The following is a 16,866-nucleotide window of genomic DNA, read 5'->3' as shown; positions in this document are numbered from 1 at the left end:
TAATAAACTTAACAACTCAGCACTTCGTGCTTCGTTCGTTTCCGTCTATCTCGTCGGTATGGGTGCATTCTAGAGGATTCCTGAAGCTTTGCAAGCGCTTTTAACCTCTTGTTTTCACGAGTGTTGTATTTTTACGCACCATTTTGAATCAAAAATACACAACTTAGCACCCAACCCATTAATATTTCACACAAATATGTATTTTTAATTAAAACACATTTTTATATGCATTTTTTAATTCGTTGGTGCTTTTATCTTCATATTGATAATTTCAACAGCTTCTACAGGTACATCTTGATGTGTTAGTTTATTTTGCGTTGGCACATTTGCTATTTTATCCACTATATCCATACCTTTAATGACCTTGCCAAATACGGCATAGCCTGCATTTCTTTCTGCTTTATTCAAAAAAGCATTGTCCTCTAAATTAATAAAGAACTGGCTTGATGCAGAATTAGGATCATTACGACGCGCCATTGCTAAAGTGCCGCGGCTATTTAACAGACCATTACTAGATTCATTACGAATAGTTTCGTTAGTTTGTTTTTCTGAAAGATCTTTAGTCATACCACCACCCTGAATCATGAATCCTGGGATTACACGATGGAAAACAGTTCCGTTATAAAAACTACTATCTATATAGCGCTTAAAGTTATCTACTGTAATAGGCGCTTTATCATCATAAAGCTCGAGTTCCACCACACCTACGGACGTTTTCATTTCAACAATAGTATTTGCAGCCATCGCACTAATAGTAGCGAAGCCCATTGTCGTTGCTAAAATAATTTGCTTTAACATTTAATACCTATATCTTCAGATTCACATCACTTGCGTTGCATCATATGCATCTATAGCTATTAAATCTGTTTAAGAAACATAATTTGTTTAAAGTTTACGCTAAAAAACCAAACGCATATATTTTTACTTTTTAGACATAGATCTTAGTTGCTCATCATTTATCTTATCTATACGTTATTCACTACATATATAGTCAAATAACCGCTTTTCTTTATTTATATGATTTGTTTCACATGGAACATTTTTTAGACAAATTATTTAATAATCGAAGTTTGCTTATTATAGTTAATCTAATGATGTCTTAGAATGATGGCTTCTAACAAAATTACTAAAATCAATGCAGCCCTTCTATCCTTTATTCTTCATCCGAAGAACCTAATATAGTTTTTATAAGAAATACTGCAACTCAACCAATTATACAAAACCTTAAATACGGTGATGAAATGCCGAAATGAAATAAACCCAAAGATAAAATGTATCTTTGGGTTTATTTTTGGGAGAGATCAACTATTGAGAATGCCGCTTTTTGTTTAACAACAAAGCGTATTAAATTAATTAAAAATAATATAAAAAAAAGGCCCACCCATAGGACGGGTAAGCCTTGAAAACTAAATAATAAAATAAGAAGAAACATACAGCGATATGAATCTGAGTAAATAATATTCAACTTATCACATCTTGTGAAATATAATTTTAATCGATATTAATAGGTTTTAAATCTTAATAAATTTTTAAGTATAAAAAAAGCTGACCATGGGGATGATCAGCCAAAAACAAGAATTGAGTTGCAGTAACCATATTTAGCTCTCTCCTCAAAATATAGCCACTGCGCATATAGACATAATAGCGATGAAATCCCGCTTCGTAAAAACGATATATTTCATAATATTAATCAACTATTACGATCAATCATTATTTTCTATTACTGATTAACAACTTAAGGCCACTTCACCTCACCTTTTACAACTTTTGCACCAAGTTCAAGACTAGAATCACCTGCTAATTCAGGATATTTCTTTTTCATTTGTGCAATAAGTTCTGCTGAATTTTTTGATGCTGTAACTGCTTTTTCATATTGAGCTAAATAGTCCAATGAAAAGTTCACTGCTGCTAAATTTTGCGGTGCATTTACAGAGGTATGTGCAGGAACAACAACTTCAGGATTCAGTTTTTTAATATTGTTTAAAGCGGCTGCCACGCTTGCACGATCTTGTTTTGTCGAAGAATCTGCCATCCACAAATGAGAACCCGAAGTTACAGGAATACCGCCTACAACTGCTTTTTGTTGTGGAATCCACAAATAAGTCAGTTCATTTTTACCTTTAATCTCAATATTCACATCTTCGAGTTTTAACTTTTTAGATGTGTAAGCTTCTGGCACAATAATTTTGCTTGGTGCATTTGCGCCCATTTGCGGTGCCCAATAATCCACTTTCAATTGATATGTAGATTGAATATGTTTAACAGTTTCAGGGGTTGCAACAATTTGAACATTTGGGAAATATGTTTTAAATACGTCTAAAGCGAAGTAAAAATCTGGATCGCCATAACTAACAAAAATAGTTTTTAAATTTTTACCAGAATCGATAATATCTGCTGCAATACGTAATGCTTCTGATTTTGAAAATTGGGCATTTACTAAAATTGCATCTTTATCGCCTTCTAATAATGTTGATGTCACACCAAAATGTTCAGGTGCAGCAACATAGTTTTTAATTTTTAAATCTTGCGCCATTGCAGTATGCATACCAAGTGCAAGAGTTGTTAAAGCAATCGCTATTGTTTTCAAAGATTTCATTTTTTGTATGTCTCTATATTTGATAGATACACTTTAAATTGCAAATAATGTTTAATAAACACACAAAATTAAGATAAACTATTGCATAAATTGCAACAATCATAAAAATTATGGATACATTAAAAGCAATACAAGTTTTTGTTTGCATTGAAAAAAGTGGCAGTTTAACCAAAGCGGCAGATCAACTTGGTTATTCACGTGCAATGGTTTCTCGTTATTTAGAACATTTAGAAAACCATTTTTCGACACGTTTATTTCATAGAAGTACGCGTAATATCTCCTTAACAAGTGCAGGAGAAAAAGCACTTTTATACTGTCAAAATATTCTTCAGCAACAAAAACTTCTGCAAGAACTATCTTTAGAAGAACAATATACGGGTACGATTCGCTTAACTTGCGGTTTGTTTATTTTAGAAAATGGATTGGTTCAAGCTATTCAAGCTTTCCAAAAAAAATACACGCATATTCGATTTGATATTTTAATTACAGAAGAAACGCTAGATTTGATTGAAGCTCAAATTGATGTTGCTTTTCGAATTACAGCAAAAGTATCTGACAGTTTAATTGCACGACCTTTATTACAAGTGCATTCTGTACTATGTGCTCACCGTGAATATTTAGAAACACTACCTAAAATTGTGCATCCAGATCAACTCATTCAATATGCATGTATTACACATCACAGCATGCAAAATACTTGGACACTTTCCACACAAGAACAACAACCTCAAAACTACCCTATTCGTATTGTTGCTCAAAGTAATGATGCGCATGCATTACATCAAATGTGCCGCAATAAAATGGGCATTGCTATGTTGCCTTATACAATAGTGAAAGATGACTTAGAAAATAGAACTTTAATTGAAGTTTTAAGCAATTATGAAGCACCTCAAATGACACTTTCTGCGGTGTATTCTTCACGACGCCATCTACCTAAAAAGACACAAGAATTTATCGCTTTTGTGATTGAGCATCTAAAAAAATAGTTCAACTTTCAAAATTTAAGTAAATTTAATTATTCATATCGCTTGAATTTTTCTAGCTCGCCCCGATTTCTGTATTAATCATGACACTTAACAAACGCATGGCAGTTCAGTAGTAACAGAGTTCAATCTGACGCCAAAAGGACTGTACATGTTTAAGAACCCATTTAAACGGAGTAAATCAATGGCGACTGATCAGAATCAAGAAGCTCAAGACCTTCAACAAGAGCCAGCCGAACAGCAAACTCAAGCTGAAAATGAGCAAGCTGAAGTTTCAGTTGAAGATTTACAAGAGCAAATTAAAACATTAGCAGAAAGCTTAAAACTTGAAAAAGCACGTACTGCAAATGCGGTATATGAAGCTCAAAAAAGCGTAGAACGTATTCAACGTGAATCTGAAAAGCATAAAGATACTGTGCTTGAAAAATTCTCTAAAGAATTATTAGACACTGTAGATAATCTTGAACGTGCAATTGCTGCCGTTGGTGAAGATAAATCAGCATTATCTGAAGGTGTAGAACTTACCCTTAAATCACTCCTTACAACTTTAGAAAAGTTTGGTGTTGTGGTTGTAGATACAGCAAATGGCTTCAATGCAGATTTACATCAAGCAGTAGGTATTGCTCCTGAAGCAAAAGCAAATGAAATTGGCACTGTATTGCAAAAAGGCTACACATTAAAAGGTCGTTTATTACGCCCTGCAATGGTGTTAGTTGGCTCATAAGGCCTAAAAATTCGGGAGTTTTTTAATTTTTTTTGAAAACAATACTTGAAAAAAATTGAACGGCTCTCATATCGGATAACAAGCGAAAACATTGTAAAAGAAATTCAGAGGAAACATCCAAATGGCTAAAATCATTGGTATTGACTTAGGTACTACAAACTCTTGCGTAGCAGTACTTGAAGGCGACACAGTTAAAGTTATCGAAAACGCTGAAGGCGCTCGTACAACTCCATCTATTATTGCGTATAAAGATGGCGAAATTCTTGTTGGTCAATCTGCTAAGCGTCAAGCGGTAACTAATCCGAAAAACACATTATTCGCAATCAAACGTTTGATTGGTCGTAAGTACCAAGACCAAGCAGTTCAAAAAGATATTGGTCTTGTACCTTACAAAATCATCAAAGCAGACAACGGTGATGCTTGGGTTGATGTAAACGACAAAAAATTAGCGCCACAACAAATCTCTGCTGAAATCTTGAAAAAGATGAAAAAAACAGCTGAAGATTACTTAGGCGAAACAGTAACTGAAGCAGTTATTACTGTTCCTGCTTACTTCAACGATGCTCAACGTCAAGCAACTAAAGATGCGGGTAAAATTGCTGGTTTAGAGGTTAAACGTATCATCAACGAACCTACAGCTGCTGCTTTAGCGTTTGGTATGGATAAGAAAGAAGGCGACCGTAAAATCGCTGTTTACGACCTTGGTGGTGGTACTTTCGACGTATCAATCATTGAAATTGCTGACCTTGATGGCGACCAACAAATTGAAGTGTTATCTACAAACGGTGACACATTCCTTGGTGGTGAAGACTTCGATAACGCATTAATTGAATTCCTTGTTGAAGAATTCAAAAAAGAGCAAAACGTAAACTTGAAACAAGATCCTCTTGCTCTTCAACGTTTAAAAGAAGCTGCTGAAAAAGCGAAGATCGAACTTTCATCTTCTAATGCAACTGAAATTAACCTTCCGTACATCACTGCTGATGCAACAGGCCCTAAACACTTAGTAATTAACGTTACTCGTGCAAAATTAGAAGGTTTAGTTGCTGATTTAGTTGCTCGTACAATTGAGCCATGTAAGATTGCGCTTAAAGATGCTGGTCTTTCGACTTCTGACATCTCTGACGTAATTTTAGTTGGTGGTCAGTCTCGTATGCCACTTGTACAACAAAAAGTACAAGAATTCTTTGGTCGTGAGCCACGTAAAGACGTAAACCCTGACGAAGCTGTAGCAATGGGTGCTGGTATTCAAGGTGCGGTACTTTCAGGTGACAAAACTGACGTACTTTTACTTGACGTTACACCGCTTACACTTGGTATTGAAACAATGGGTGGCGTGTTAACAGCAATTATTGAGAAAAACACAACGATTCCTGCGAAGAAATCTCAAGTGTTCTCAACTGCTGCTGACAACCAGCCTGCTGTAGACATTTCGGTTTACCAAGGTGAACGTAAAATGGCTCAGCAAAACAAATTATTGGGTAACTTCCAATTAGGCGACATTCCACCTGCTCCACGTGGTGTGCCACAAATTGAAGTATCTTTCGACATCAATGCTGATGGTATTTTGAAAGTATCTGCTAAAGATAAGAGCACTGGTAAAGAGCAATCTATCCAAATTAAAGCAAACTCAGGTTTGTCTGATGCTGAAATCGAAGCAATGATTAAAGATGCTGAAGCGAATGCTGAAGAAGACCGCAAATTTGAAGAGTTAGCAAAAGCACGTAACGAAGCTGATGCGCTTGTATCTTCTGCTCAAAAAGCAGTTAAAGATCTTGGCGAGCAAGTAACTGCAGATGAAAAAACTGCAATCGAAACTGCTGTAGCTGAACTTGAGGCTTCTACAAAAGAAAATGATGTAGAAGAAATTAAAGCGAAAACTGAAGCGCTTCAAAACATCATCATGCCTATTAGCCAACGTGCTTATGAAGCTGCACAAGGTCAAGGCGGTGCTGAAGGCTTTGATCCGAATGCATTCGGTGGCGATGCTGGTCAAAAAGCTGACGATGGCGTTGTAGATGCTGAGTTTAAAGAAGTTAAAGACGACAAAAAATAATTTGTCACTTTAGAAAAAACCGCGCGAAAGCGCGGTTTTTTTATGCCTTTTATTCAATATATTTTCACTTTTAAAATAGAATAATCATTTAAATGATAAATTTAATTGTTCTAAATTTAACTTAAATCTTATACAGTTAAAGCACAATAATTCTTCGATTTAAAAATGCGTGTATTTATTCTGGTCTTTGTAAGCTTAGTTTTTATTTTATTGATTGTTCAAAATAAAAAACATCCTCAAGTGATATTAAATAGCCCCATTGATAGAGTTTTACACCCTACAGATACTCGACTCAGATATAAAATTTCAGAAATAGATTCTAGATTTAATATTTCACATGAACGAGCTATTCAATTAAGCCAAGAAGCAGCTGCAATTTGGACAGCAGGCACAGGAAAAGAATTTTTTATTTATGACCCAAAAGCAAAATTAACTATAAATTTTCACTACGATGAACGTCAAGAAGACAGTTCAGCTCGTTTAGTACATCAAAAAAATATTCAGAATGAGCAAACACAATGGGAAGCAAAAAATAACGAAGTAAACTCACTTCGCAATGAAATTGATCGGATTAATGCCCTTTTAAATGCCAAGAAAATTGAATACGAAACACAAGTTCAAAATCATAATCAACAAATTGCACACATTAACCAAAATGGCGGAGCACATGCTTCACAACGCGAAGCTTTCAATCAACAAAGAGTATTTCTAGAACAAAAATTGCAGAATTTAAAATTTGAAATAGATAGCTATAATTCAAAAATTCACCAGCTCAATATGCAAATAGATGAGTTAAATCAAATCAACCAAAATATTAATGCATCTATCCAGCATTTTAATTCGAAATTTAAACCTTATTTATTCGATAAAGGTAATTTTGATGGACGTAATATTAATATTTTTGAGTTTCAATCTGAAGATGACTTACGTTTAACACTTGCACATGAATTTGGTCATGCATTAGGTTTAAAACATCATGAAGACCCTAAAGGTCTCATGCACCCAATGATGCAAGATCAAGAACAAACTAATTTTAGATTATTACATTCAGATTTAATGCTATTTCAAAATCGTGCTTATTCAAGGGAATAATCAATAAAATAATGTATCTAACAAATATCACTTATTAAAAGCTTTTTGCTTTAAAAAAACTCAACCAATCTGCCAATTTCTTGAATATCACGATTCATGCTATTGTATAGATAGATCACTTAGAGGAAAAAGCTGTGAGTTACTATCATATTATTTTGGAAGTAAACGATCATATCAGCACGATTGAAGAAACACGTGATATTGAACTATTTGATATTGTTGAACTTCAACCGTATCTTCACTCAATTTTATTACCTTATTTCAATGAACAAATACTTGAATTAGATGATGATAATATTGAGTTTAAAGATGTTCTTCACCTTGAAATTAAGCAAACATTATTACCAATAAATGACTTAATTGAAGAAGAACAGCGACTTCTTCCAAGTGATACAGACGTAACCATCACAGCTTATGAAATTTTTAATAATCGTGATTTAAGTATTGATATCACAACAGCTGTTTTTGACTTATTAGAAGCTGTAAAAATTGATCCGAATGCGACAATTTAACTAGCTCTAATCATAAAAAAGGTCTGCAAATGCAGACCTTTTTTATTTGTATCATTTGTTATTTCATTATCTTTTTTGCATTTTCATCACGAATAGCATTCAAAAATAATTGCCCTGCTCTACCCGTTGGACTCAAACCAAAACGTAATTGTTCCTGACGAATAGCTTGGCGAGTTCTATCACCAATCAAACCATCAACATCACCAATTGAATAACCACGGCTTAATAAATAAGCTTGAATTTGACGACGTTCAGTTCTAGATGTTCCTGCATCATTGGTTGGCCATTCTGTTACAAAGCCCTGTGCACCTTGTAAACGGTCAGATAAATGTGCAATTGCAAGTGCATAACTTTCTGCTGCATTGTAGCTATAAATGGCTTCAAAGTTTTTAAAGACTAAGAATAATGGTCCACTTGCACCCGCTGGTGACATTAAACCTGCTTGCGATAATTCGGTTAAGTTACCTTGAATTAAAGGTGTACCATCTACTCGAACAACGCCACGCTCTACCCATGAAGCAAGTGACTTTTTATTGCGACGTCCTTCACCAGCAATAGACATACCTTCAGGCACTTTAATTTCAAAACCCCATGGTTGACCTGTTTGCCATCCACGTTTTTTCAGAAAATTAGCTGTAGAGGCTAAAGCATCTGTCGTACTTGAAACTAAATCACGACGACCATCACCATCAAAATCTACCGCAAGTTCTTCATAAGTTGATGGCATAAATTGAGTATGACCAAATGCCCCAGCCCAAGATCCTTTTAGCTTATCTTGTGTTAAATCGCCACGTTGAAGAATTCGCATTGCCGCAAAAAACTCTCCTCGGAAAAAGTTTTGACGACGACCTTCACAGCTTAATGTTCCCAATGACTGTAATAAATCATTTTTACCGGAAATATTACCGTAGTTACTTTCAACTCCCCAAACGGCAACTACTGTTTCAATAGGCACGCCGTAAGTTGCAGAAACTTTCTTTAGTACATCTGCATGTTGTCGAATTTTTATTTTTCCTAATTCAACGCGCTCAACATCAACCAAGCCAGATAAATAATCCCAAATAGGCGTTGAAAATTCTGGCTGATAATTAAGTTTTTCAATAACCGAATAATCTGGCGTTAAATTTTGTGTATAGCGATCAAAAGTAAAACTTGAAACACCAGACTGCATTGCCTGATTTTTTAAGTTCGAAATACAGATTTGAAAAGGATTTGGAGAATTGGAGTCAGAAATATTTTGCCCAGCAGTAATTACTGGAACCGTTTGACCATTAATAATGAGCTCAGCTTGAACCTGAGTTGTGATAAATAAAGCTGAACCAAAAAGAAAAGCAATATTACGCATATTATCCCGATGCTTTTTTGAATTTAAATTATGACTTAAACATACCACTAACAAAGCCAAATAATAGAAGTAAATCGTAAATTTAAATTCATTTTCCTTCACTTTAAATTCATATTTCCAATTTTAAATTCAAAACATAGTTTTAAATTGGATTTTTTAAATTTAAAACTATAAGTATGCGTAAAACTTTGAATTTAAAAACCATAAAATAGGTGCGTTTTGAATTTAAAATGGGGGTTTTAAATTTAAAACAATAGAATATAAATTCAAAATAATCGAGTTATCCACAACTAAAACAAACCAAGAAACCTTCAATTCACTAACTTTGAATTTAAATTAATACTTTTGAATTCAAAATATCCGTTTTTAAATTCATTTTTAGACAATTTAAACTCAAAAACAACCTTTTGAATTCATATTAATTTTTTTAAATTCAAAACTTTAAATTTAAACTACTCGATTTCTTATTTTTATGAATACCTCTCATATAACCATCTATTTTTATTCTTTAATTTTTATATAACTAATTTAATATATTGATTATTTTTAGATCAACAACCTTCCGATAAATGGCACCAAACTCGAAAGAGGCGCAATCATGCCCGAACTACACGCATAAAAAAAGCGGTCATTTGCATGACCGCTTTTTTAACATTCAAACTTTGGTTTAAATGCTCATATCTTCGCTAAGTGCAAGTGGATTCGGTAAAATCTTCGCCAATTTACGACATAAAGCTGTAAGTTCAGCGCTGTCATTTGGCATTAAAGTAATATGACCAATTTTACGACCTTCACGCTCAGTTTTATTGTACAGGTGAAGATGAGCACCTTCTAAAGCAAGTACATCTTCGGTCTTTGGATGTTGACCAATAATATTCACCAATACCGTTGGACGAATAATTTCAGTCGAACCTAAAGGCAAGCCTGCAACAGCACGAATATGGTTTTCAAATTGAGAACAAACTGCGCCTTCAATTGACCAGTGTCCAGAGTTGTGAACACGTGGTGCCATTTCATTGGCATATAAGCCTTTATCCGTCACAAACAATTCAAGCGTTAACACACCCACATAGTTCAAATGATTGAGTAGGCGAGTGATATAGTCTTGCGCCACAGGCTGTAAATCTGTGCTATTTGGAGCAGGAACAATTGAATGCGACAAAATACCATTATGATGATGGTTTTCAGCCAATGGCCAAGTTTTTACATCACCATTTTGACCACGTACTGCAATAATTGATACTTCACGCGAGAAAGTGACAAAGCTTTCTGCAATAAGTTCACCCGCAGGGCCAAGTTCCGCCCATGCTTGATCAATTTGATCTGCCTGACGTAAAACAAACTGACCTTTACCATCATAACCGCCACGTGAGGTTTTAAGGACAATAGGTAAACCCAATTCAGCCACAGCAGACTTTAAGCTTTCTAAAGAATGTACAGCTTTATACGGCGCAACAGGAATTGCCAATTCATCGAACAATGCTTTTTCAGAAAGACGATGTTGTGCAATTGCCAATGCTTGGCGTGGAGGATGCATATCTTTGTTTTGCGTTAAAACATCAACATCTGCCAACGGCGTATTTTCAAATTCAAGGCTAAAAACATCTGCACTTTCAATGAATTGTTGTAATCCATTTTCAGCTTTAGTCGAAATAACCTGACCCAAAGCTGCTGAAGGGCAATCTGTACTTGCTTCAAAGAAAGTACATTGAATGTTTAAAGGCAATGCCGCTTGCGCCATCATTCGACCAAGCTGACCACCACCAAAAATACCAATGGTTTTATCCATGATAAAAATTCCTTAATTAAGCTTGGCTTTAGATTTGACCAGGAATATTTTTGCTTGCGACTTTTTCAGTTTGTGCAGCACGGAATTCTGCAACATTTTTAGCAATTTCAGGACGTGTTAAACCTAGAATTTGCGCTGCCATAATTGCAGCATTTGTTGCGCCCGCTGGACCAATTGCAAGTGTACCTACAGCAATACCTGCTGGCATTTGTACAATTGAAAGCAATGAATCCACGCCATTTAAAATAGATGACTTCACTGGTACACCAAGCACAGGTAAATCAGTTTTTGCCGCACACATACCTGGTAAATGCGCTGCGCCACCTGCACCTGCAATAATGACTTGAATACCACGATCACGTGCTTGTTCAGCATATTCGAATAAGCGATCTGGAGTACGGTGTGCAGACACAACCTCAGCTTCAAAAGGGACACCAAGTTGCTTAAGCATATTGGCAGTGTGTTCTAGAGTAGCCCAGTCAGACTGAGAACCCATGATAATTCCAACTAGAGGAGTGTCTTGTGAAGCGGCCGCATTCATTGCAATGTTTCCAGAGATTAAAGTAAGAGAGATAAATCTCGACTATAGCCAAGCTTTAATAAGAGCCACATATTATAGACTGATTTTTCAACTCAATAAAATTTAACGCTTCATTCAAAGCATGATTTTTATTATTTTCTATGAATATTACAAAAAATAAAGCAAAAATAGGGCAGTAGTAAATTTCTGTTTTTACTACTGACTGCGGAATACAAAATAAACACAACCACATAAGCATAATGCTGCCCATATATAGTCAAGTTTGAAGGGTTGTTTAAATAGGAAAATCATAAAGGGCACAAATACCAATAAAGTTACAACTTCTTGGGTAATTTTCATTTGCCCAACAGCCCAACCATTTTGAGCCAGCATTTTGGTCGCAGGAATCATCAAACCATATTCAAATAGCGCAATAAACCAACTGAATAAAATAGCCTGCCACAACGGAGCATCGTGCGGTAAAAATTTTAAATGACCGTACCATGCAAGTGTCATAAAACAATTGGCAAGAATTAGAAGTAATATTGGTACAAACATCTAAGAAATAACCTAAAAAAGATTTCGCTATTGTACAAATTTATTTCCAAATTTGATGCAAATTTATGAATCATTTTTTTTGAACAAAATTAGGTATTTTCATTGCGAAAAACGTATTAATTGATACAAGAAAAACTATCTTTTCAGGTATAGCCTTGCTATCGTTGCTTACAAATCGAATAAATCATGACAACACCACCAAAAACAACGTGATGTGTCAAAAAAAGAAGTGGAGTTAAACGTATTATGCATCTGCATATTTTAGGTATCTGTGGCACATTCATGGGTTCTTTAGCATTACTTGCGCGTGACCTTGGTCATACAGTTACAGGCTCAGATCAAAACGTTTATCCACCTATGTCTACGCAGTTAGAAAATGCGGGTATTACCTTAATGCAAGGCTATGACCGTAGTCACTTACAACCACATCCAGATTTAGTGATTGTTGGTAATGCCATGAAACGTGGTATTGATGCTGTGGAATATATGCTGAATGAAGGCTTACCGTATATTTCGGGTCCTCAATTCCTTGCAGATCATGTATTACAAGGCAAACATGTACTTGGTGTTGCAGGTACACATGGTAAAACAACAACAACAACAATGCTGGCTTGGGTCCTCGATCAAGCAGGTTTAGAACCAGGTTTCTTAATTGGCGGTGTTCCTTTAGGTTTTAGTGAAAGTGCTCGTTTAGGCGGTGGAAAATACTTCTGTGTAGAAGCGGATGAATACGATTCTGCATTCTTCGACAAGCGTTCTAAGTTCGTGCATTACCATCCTAAAACAGCCATTTTAAATAACTTAGAATTTGACCATGCCGATATTTTTGATGATTTGGCGGCAATTCAAAAACAATTCCATCATTTAGTTCGTACCATTCCAAGTGAAGGTCGCATTATTGCGCCTATTACTGAAACCAATATTGATGAAGTTTTAGAACAAGGTTGTTGGACGCCTGTTGTGCGTACAAGCTTAGATGCGAACGAAAAATCTGAGTTATATGCAGAGCAATTATCTGCCGATGGTTCTCACTTTAAAGTTTTACAACACGGCGTTGTAAAAGGCGAAGTGAAATGGACAATGACAGGTCAGCATTCTGTAGCGAATGCTTTAGCGACCATTGCTGCCGCAGAACATGTTGGCGTTTCAATTGAAACTGCATGTGAAGCATTATCTAATTTTGGTGGTGTAAAACGCCGTATGGAGCTTTTAGGCACTGTACGTGGTATTCAAGTTTATGATGACTTTGCACATCACCCAACGGCAATTGATACGACACTTGAAGGTGCACGTAAGCGTTTAGGCAAACGTAAACTTTGGGCGATTATTGAACCACGTTCAAATACAATGCGTATGGGTAGCCATAAAGATGGTTTAGCACATTCTGCACGTTTGGCTGATGAAGTGATTTGGTACCAACCTGAAGGTTTAGATTGGGACTTACAACCTGTAATTGATGCTGCGCCAAACAAAGCGGTGATTGCGCGCACTTTAGATGACATTATTCAAACTGTAGTCAGCCAAGCAGGTGAGGGCGATGCTGTTGTGATTATGTCGAATGGCGGTTTTGGTGGTTTACATCAGAAGTTAATTACAGCGTTAAAAGCTTAACTTATTGCTTAAAAAAAAAGCCCGCGAATGCGGGCTTTTTTTTATTTTATGCTAATAATCGCTTAATACTTTCTTTCCACTTATCATCGTGAATAATTCTTTTCTTCTGTAAACTATTTGAAATAATTTCAGTTTTAGAAAGCTTAGACAGCTCCTTCCATCTCTGATAGTCAAAAACATAGGTCGCATTATTTTGATTATCACTTTCTAACACGGATATATCTTTGGTTGGAAAATGATAAATAACATAGCCTTTGTAACCACCAAAACCTGTTACGATCTCAATAGGATCATATTTATTAATTTCCAACATTCTCTTTTCAATCACAGGTCTCTCAGATGCTTTTAATTTAGGTGATAAAGACTTTTTAATAGCTTCTTCAATTTCTAATTTTGAACCTTTAGGTAGAATCACCCAATTAACGAAACTAATTTTTGCAGGTAAGGATACGAAACCATCATTTGCAGGAATCTGTATTTCTAATTCACTACCAAATAACTCTAAACATAAATTCAATTTATGAAGATACAACTCGTCACAATCAGAAGGTTTAATCTCTATTAAAAAAAATAAATCTGTATTATTTTTTACACATACTACAGGTACATGAGGAGCAGCTAATCTTTCTCTAGGGTATCGTTTATATGTTCGTGACACAAAATCAGTAACTGTTATACGACTATCTCGACCATCAAATTGTGAACGGCTTGTCCAAAAAGTTCTTGTAACCTCCTCTTTAGGTAAGTCTTTACGAATAATCTCCTTACCTTCAGCATTGAGCGTTGAAAATCTACCAATCTTATTTGGTAAAAAACTTTCACCGTGTAGCCAATCTATTTTATCGGAAATCATTTTTAACCGTGTCTGCTCAATACGGGAAAGCTGAATACCAATTAAAAAATCTTTTCCTAAGTGCATTAAAAAATTAGGAACTTTTCTAAATCTTTTTTGCTTAAATTGCATAATAACCCCAATAAAAAGTGTATTTTTTATACAATTGGTGCTTTTTATGGTTATTCAAGCCTTTTGAAAATTTATTTAAAAACAAATGCTTTTAATTTCTAAGCCTTCACATCTTCTAAACTTTCATCTCGTCTAAACATTACTTCAACATAAGAACAAGTAGGCAAAATTTTCAGGTTTTTTTCACGTGCAAACTCAACTAAAACATCAAGTAATTGGCGTGCAACACCTTGACCACGTAAAGAGTCATCTACCCATGTATGGTTTGCAATAACAGTATATTCACTGCTCCACACATAGGTGATTTCAGCAACTCTTTCCCCAGCAGCATCTACTGCAAAAAACTCACCCAATTGACCATTGTCTTCATGTTGAAATTGCATAGCAAATCTCTAATATTTCTATTTAAATAATAAACATGAATATTTTAACCAAATAAAACATCATGAATAGAAGAATCTTTATTAAAAACAGATTTTGCAAAAGGGCATAACGGTAATATTTTCACGCCTTTTCCACGCGCAAACTCTACAGCACTATTCACTAAATGCACGCCTACGTTTTGTCCACGCAATTCATCTTCCACATGCGTATGGTCAATAATAAATTTATCATCACCTGCCCAAGAATATGTCATTTCAGCTAAACGCTGACCATCTTCACCAATATAAAACTCACCTTTAGAGCCATCTTCTTTATGTTTAATTTCTAACACTTTTCTGTCCTTTAAATTATTCTTAATCTAAAAAATGCCACGTTTTTTTTGGACATACTGTTAATTTTTATTACCCGCAAAATATTTAGGTCACATACAAAATCTATGATGAGAAATAAAACACAGAACTTAACTTCATATTGAATTAAGCCTACAATTCACTCAAATATTCTTTGTTCTTTTTATATGAAAACTTCTCCCATAGAAGCAGAAACCACGCCTACCAAGCAATGGATTTGCGTGATTACACTTGCCTTTGGTGCTTTTATTTTTAACACCACAGAATTTATACCCATCGCCTTATTAAGTGATATAGGCAATAGTTTTGGAATGCCTGCAACAAATGTTGGCATGATGATTACGCTTTACGCATGGGTTGTTGCACCCATCTCTTTACCGATTATGTTGCTCACTAAAAATATCGAAAGACGGTTTTTACTGACGGTTTTATTTATTGTTTTTATTGTGAGTCACGTTTTATCTTATTTTGCATGGAGCTTTACGGTTCTGCTGATTAGCCGTATTGGTATTGCATTTTCACATGCATTATTTTGGGCAATTACTGCATCTTTAGCCGTTCGTGTTGCACCTAAAGGCAAAGAATTTCAAGCTTTAGGTTTACTTGCAACAGGTACAGCTTTAGCCATGGTTTTAGGTATTCCATTTGGTCGCATGATTGGTGAAACTTACGGATGGCGAAATACCTTTGGACTTATAGCCATTTGTGCAACTGTTGTCTGTATTACGCTTGCTAAAACCTTACCGTTATTACCAAGTGTCAATTCAGGTTCTATTCGCAGTTTATCTAGTTTTATAAAACGTCCAAGTTTAATGATGGTTTTTGCTTTAACCATTATTGTGATTACAGCTCAATTTACGGCATATAGTTATATAGAACCTTTTTCACTCAATATTGCTCAATTTAGTTCTGCACAAACCACAACATTACTGCTTATTTTTGGTGGCGCTGGTTTCTTTGGTTCATATCTTTTTGGCAAATTTGGTGCTCGCTATCCAAAACTTGCAATTCCTTTAAGCACTTTTTGTTTAGCTACTTCAATGCTTCTTTTACTGCCGTTTTCGAGTGGCTTTTTAAGCTTAAGTGCTGTGTGCTTATTATGGGGCGTTGGCATTATTGGTTTTAGTCTTGCACTTCAAGCCAAAACACTCAACCTCGCTTCCGATGCAACCGATGTCGCCATGGCAATTTACTCTGGCTTATACAATGTTGGTATTGGTGGCGGTGCATTATTGGGTGGACTTGTTAGCACACATATAGGGTTAAGCTATATTGGAATTATTGGCGGTGTTCTTGCTGTTTTAGGAACATTAATCACATTAATTTTGGTACGCCGTGCAGACTTTATGCCAAATAAAGTTTAATTGTTTTAACATTTACGT

The 16,866-nt window shown here is 35.3% G+C and carries 16 protein-coding genes; 7 read left to right on the top strand and 9 right to left on the bottom strand.

Going from position 1 to position 16,866, the window contains the following annotated elements:
- Nucleotides 1-234: 234 nt before the first annotated feature.
- Complete coding sequence (locus SKM54_RS11990) at nt 235-798, bottom strand: peptidylprolyl isomerase (protein ID WP_321088597.1); 564 nt, start codon at nt 796-798, stop codon at nt 235-237.
- Between the two features lie 937 nt (nt 799-1,735).
- Nucleotides 1,736-2,596, bottom strand: coding sequence for an MBL fold metallo-hydrolase (locus SKM54_RS11985; protein ID WP_407061307.1), 861 nt, complete (start codon nt 2,594-2,596; stop codon nt 1,736-1,738).
- A gap of 110 nt (nt 2,597-2,706) precedes the next feature.
- Here SKM54_RS11985 and SKM54_RS11980 point away from each other — a divergent pair, with 110 nt between their 5' ends.
- The 5 genes from SKM54_RS11980 (at nt 2,707) to SKM54_RS11960 (ending at nt 7,963) form a co-directional block, all read left to right on the top strand.
- On the top strand, nt 2,707-3,582 hold the full coding sequence (locus SKM54_RS11980; RefSeq protein WP_321095443.1) for a LysR family transcriptional regulator: 876 nt from the start codon (nt 2,707-2,709) through the stop codon (nt 3,580-3,582).
- A 181-nt stretch (nt 3,583-3,763) separates the two neighbouring features.
- Nucleotides 3,764-4,303 (top strand): nucleotide exchange factor GrpE, encoded by a 540-nt coding sequence (gene grpE / locus SKM54_RS11975; RefSeq protein ID WP_321090323.1) that lies wholly within the window; start codon nt 3,764-3,766, stop codon nt 4,301-4,303.
- A gap of 121 nt (nt 4,304-4,424) precedes the next feature.
- Nucleotides 4,425-6,359, top strand: a complete 1,935-nt coding sequence (gene dnaK, locus SKM54_RS11970) for a molecular chaperone DnaK (RefSeq protein ID WP_154772983.1) — start codon at nt 4,425-4,427, stop codon at nt 6,357-6,359.
- Between the two features lie 165 nt (nt 6,360-6,524).
- On the top strand, nt 6,525-7,451 hold the full coding sequence (locus SKM54_RS11965; RefSeq protein WP_321095442.1) for a matrixin family metalloprotease: 927 nt from the start codon (nt 6,525-6,527) through the stop codon (nt 7,449-7,451).
- Between the two features lie 134 nt (nt 7,452-7,585).
- Nucleotides 7,586-7,963, top strand: a complete 378-nt coding sequence (locus SKM54_RS11960; RefSeq protein ID WP_171501291.1) for a hypothetical protein — start codon at nt 7,586-7,588, stop codon at nt 7,961-7,963.
- A 58-nt stretch (nt 7,964-8,021) separates the two neighbouring features.
- On the opposite strand, the gene SKM54_RS11955 is transcribed toward SKM54_RS11960, so the two are convergent.
- The 4 genes from SKM54_RS11955 to SKM54_RS11940 form a co-directional block, all read right to left on the bottom strand.
- Nucleotides 8,022-9,308 (bottom strand): lytic murein transglycosylase, encoded by a 1,287-nt coding sequence (locus tag SKM54_RS11955; RefSeq protein WP_321095440.1) that lies wholly within the window; start codon nt 9,306-9,308, stop codon nt 8,022-8,024.
- Nucleotides 9,309-9,975: 667 nt separating this feature from the next.
- Complete coding sequence (locus tag SKM54_RS11950; protein ID WP_321095439.1) at nt 9,976-11,097, bottom strand: 5-(carboxyamino)imidazole ribonucleotide synthase; 1,122 nt, start codon at nt 11,095-11,097, stop codon at nt 9,976-9,978.
- Between the two features lie 28 nt (nt 11,098-11,125).
- Nucleotides 11,126-11,638: a 5-(carboxyamino)imidazole ribonucleotide mutase gene (gene purE / locus SKM54_RS11945; protein ID WP_321095438.1), complete on the bottom strand. Its 513-nt coding sequence runs from the start codon at nt 11,636-11,638 to the stop codon at nt 11,126-11,128.
- 195 nt (nt 11,639-11,833) lie between these two features.
- The gene (locus tag SKM54_RS11940) at nt 11,834-12,175 is read right to left on the bottom strand and encodes a DMT family protein (RefSeq protein WP_154772988.1); all 342 of its coding nucleotides are present in this window, start codon (nt 12,173-12,175) and stop codon (nt 11,834-11,836) included.
- A gap of 246 nt (nt 12,176-12,421) precedes the next feature.
- Between SKM54_RS11940 and mpl the strand changes: the two genes are divergently transcribed.
- A complete protein-coding gene (gene mpl, locus SKM54_RS11935) occupies nt 12,422-13,786 on the top strand; it encodes a UDP-N-acetylmuramate:L-alanyl-gamma-D-glutamyl-meso-diaminopimelate ligase (RefSeq protein WP_321095437.1) in 1,365 nt (454 codons plus the stop codon).
- A 46-nt stretch (nt 13,787-13,832) separates the two neighbouring features.
- Here the strand turns inward: mpl and SKM54_RS11930 are convergent, their stop codons facing one another.
- From SKM54_RS11930 to SKM54_RS11920, 3 genes are all read right to left on the bottom strand, one after another.
- On the bottom strand, nt 13,833-14,750 hold the full coding sequence (locus tag SKM54_RS11930; RefSeq protein WP_321095435.1) for a hypothetical protein: 918 nt from the start codon (nt 14,748-14,750) through the stop codon (nt 13,833-13,835).
- A 98-nt stretch (nt 14,751-14,848) separates the two neighbouring features.
- Entirely contained in the window at nt 14,849-15,133 is a 285-nt protein-coding gene (locus SKM54_RS11925) for a GNAT family N-acetyltransferase (RefSeq protein ID WP_321095433.1), read from the bottom strand.
- Between the two features lie 44 nt (nt 15,134-15,177).
- Nucleotides 15,178-15,465, bottom strand: coding sequence for a GNAT family N-acetyltransferase (locus SKM54_RS11920; protein ID WP_321095432.1), 288 nt, complete (start codon nt 15,463-15,465; stop codon nt 15,178-15,180).
- A gap of 186 nt (nt 15,466-15,651) precedes the next feature.
- Here SKM54_RS11920 and SKM54_RS11915 point away from each other — a divergent pair, with 186 nt between their 5' ends.
- On the top strand, nt 15,652-16,848 hold the full coding sequence (locus SKM54_RS11915; RefSeq protein WP_321095431.1) for a sugar transporter: 1,197 nt from the start codon (nt 15,652-15,654) through the stop codon (nt 16,846-16,848).
- Nucleotides 16,849-16,866 lie beyond the last annotated feature (18 nt).

This window comes from Acinetobacter faecalis (assembly GCF_034187745.1).
Taxonomy (GTDB): domain Bacteria; phylum Pseudomonadota; class Gammaproteobacteria; order Pseudomonadales; family Moraxellaceae; genus Acinetobacter; species Acinetobacter faecalis.
Note: the sequence above shows the minus strand (reverse complement) of the source record. Positions and strands in the feature narration are given on the sequence as shown.

Bases quoted from the DNA above. Each gene is read 5' to 3' on its own strand.
- SKM54_RS11990 (WP_321088597.1), bottom strand. From the start codon at position 798: ATGTTAAAGCAAATTATTTTAGCAACGACAATGGGCTTCGCTACTATT.
- SKM54_RS11985 (WP_407061307.1), bottom strand. From the start codon at position 2,596: ATGAAATCTTTGAAAACAATAGCGATTGCTTTAACAACTCTTGCACTT.
- SKM54_RS11980 (WP_321095443.1), top strand. From the start codon at position 2,707: ATGGATACATTAAAAGCAATACAAGTTTTTGTTTGCATTGAAAAAAGT.
- grpE (WP_321090323.1), top strand. From the start codon at position 3,764: ATGGCGACTGATCAGAATCAAGAAGCTCAAGACCTTCAACAAGAGCCA.
- dnaK (WP_154772983.1), top strand. From the start codon at position 4,425: ATGGCTAAAATCATTGGTATTGACTTAGGTACTACAAACTCTTGCGTA.
- SKM54_RS11965 (WP_321095442.1), top strand. From the start codon at position 6,525: ATGCGTGTATTTATTCTGGTCTTTGTAAGCTTAGTTTTTATTTTATTG.
- SKM54_RS11955 (WP_321095440.1), bottom strand. From the start codon at position 9,308: ATGCGTAATATTGCTTTTCTTTTTGGTTCAGCTTTATTTATCACAACT.
- SKM54_RS11950 (WP_321095439.1), bottom strand. From the start codon at position 11,097: ATGGATAAAACCATTGGTATTTTTGGTGGTGGTCAGCTTGGTCGAATG.
- purE (WP_321095438.1), bottom strand. From the start codon at position 11,638: ATGAATGCGGCCGCTTCACAAGACACTCCTCTAGTTGGAATTATCATG.
- SKM54_RS11940 (WP_154772988.1), bottom strand. From the start codon at position 12,175: ATGTTTGTACCAATATTACTTCTAATTCTTGCCAATTGTTTTATGACA.
- mpl (WP_321095437.1), top strand. From the start codon at position 12,422: ATGCATCTGCATATTTTAGGTATCTGTGGCACATTCATGGGTTCTTTA.
- SKM54_RS11930 (WP_321095435.1), bottom strand. From the start codon at position 14,750: ATGCAATTTAAGCAAAAAAGATTTAGAAAAGTTCCTAATTTTTTAATG.
- SKM54_RS11925 (WP_321095433.1), bottom strand. From the start codon at position 15,133: ATGCAATTTCAACATGAAGACAATGGTCAATTGGGTGAGTTTTTTGCA.
- SKM54_RS11915 (WP_321095431.1), top strand. From the start codon at position 15,652: ATGAAAACTTCTCCCATAGAAGCAGAAACCACGCCTACCAAGCAATGG.